This is a genomic window from Novosphingobium sp. PhB57, assembly GCF_004342985.1.
GTDB lineage: Bacteria > Pseudomonadota > Alphaproteobacteria > Sphingomonadales > Sphingomonadaceae > Novosphingobium.
The window spans coordinates 1-1670 of the sequence record NZ_SMBO01000038.1; the positions used below are offsets into that span (position 1 = coordinate 1).

General features: G+C 60.1%; 2 protein-coding genes. One reads left to right on the forward strand and one right to left on the reverse strand.

Features of this window, described 5'->3' with window-relative positions; all coding sequences use genetic code 11:
- Positions 1–326, forward strand: a 326-nt coding sequence (locus tag EDF58_RS25710; RefSeq protein WP_132270630.1) for a winged helix DNA-binding protein, incomplete at its 5' end; no start/stop codon positions are given.
- A gap of 319 nt (positions 327–645) precedes the next feature.
- Here EDF58_RS25710 and EDF58_RS25715 read toward each other — a convergent pair.
- A complete protein-coding gene (locus EDF58_RS25715) occupies positions 646–1473 on the reverse strand; it encodes an oxidoreductase (protein WP_132270632.1) in 828 nt (275 codons plus the stop codon).
- Between the last annotated feature and the right edge of the window lie 197 nt (positions 1474–1670).

Consider the following 1670-nt stretch of genomic DNA (forward strand, 5'->3'; position numbering starts at 1 on the left):
TGAATGGGCCGATGACAGTCGGCGACATCGCAGAGGCGCTTTGCATCACCCATGTATCGGTGAGCCAAGCGAGACGGGCGCTTGAGAGCGCCGGTTTGATCCAGATGGCCGGCGACAAGGCCGATGCGCGGCGTCGCCTCATCTCTCTATCTGCCCAGGGCGATGCTCTGGTCGCCGCCCTGGCGCCACTCTGGGCTGCTCTGAGTGAAAGCGCCAAGGAACTGGATGCCGAGGCTGGCCATCTCGTGCCATTGTTGGACCGCTTGGAAGACGCACTCGATGCGCGCGCCCTATCGGACCGCGTCGCTGCTCGCCTCGGCGTTTAGATATGAGCCGTCGTTTCCTATTCTGAGCGACGGGCCGGTTGGCGAAGGAATTTGACCCGCTCGGCAATCGGATTTGGCTTGGTGCAATCAGCGCTGGGATTTCTCATTCCGAGCACTGGAAAATCGTCGTCGGGTGGCAAAAAGTGGCGAGATGGTGTGCAGGGCCGCTCTCAGCCGTACGCTGGCATCCAACCGTCGACTGGCGAGCGACAAATTGCCGTTCGTCAGTCGACTCTTCCAGACTGTCGAAGCCGATTTCTACTCCCCAGGTGGGGACGTCCCGCTTATCCGCGAAGGCTGTCCTTGCTCGGCGGTTGGCTTAGCCATCCGTTGACAGGGTCAGGCCCTCCCATTCATCGATCTCACGTTCCATGTGCTTGTATCGTTCGCGTACCAGGCGCAGGGCATCGCTACCCAGCAGCAACTGCGGTGGCGGCGCGTCGGCATCGACCAGGGCGAGGACAGCTTGGGCGAGCTTGGCTGGATCGCCCACCTGTTTACCGCTCTTCTCCATGCGCGCAGCCCGGATCGGATCGAACTGGGCGTCGTAGTCGGCGATCACGCGGGAGCTTCGGACCATCGATCGTCCCGCCCAATCTGTGCGGAAGGAGCCTGGGCACAGGGCCGTGACATGGACGCCAAAGGGAGCCATTTCCGCGCGCATCACTTCGGAAATGCCCTGAAGAGCAAACTTGCTGCCGCAGTAGTAGGCAATCCCCGGCATGGTAATCATCCCGCCCATGGAAGTCACGTTGACGATGAAGCCGCGGCGACGTTCGCGAAAGCGCGGCAGCAAGGCCTTGGCGACCGCCACCGCTCCGAAGACGTTGACGTCGAACTGACGGCGCATTTCCTCGAGCGGGGATTCCTCGATTACACCTTCATAGCCATAGCCCGCGTTATTGATGAGAATATCGATCGGACCATGATCGCTGTCGGCTCGATCGACAATTCCGGCAACCGTCTCGAACTGGGTAACGTCGCACAAGACCGTCACGACCTCGGGCAGACGCTCAGCCAGGCAATTTCGTGCTGCCTCGGATCGAACCGTGCCGATTACCCGATGGCCGGCCTCCAGCGCGGCCTGGGCGATAGCAAAGCCGAATCCGGAATTTACTCCGGTTATGAAGAAAGTGTGTCGCGACATGGCGTTGTTCCTGCTGGTTGCGTTTCTGCTTTGCCAAATGGTACAATCGTCCTCATTCGAAAACGGCAGTTTCTCTGAGTTTCTTGCTCAATCCTATGATACGATTCCCGGAACATGACTGATCTTGTCGAAATTGCGGCCGAGCTCGCGCCGCGGCATGGGTACAATTCGACTGGCCTTCCCGGCCTGCGCATCCT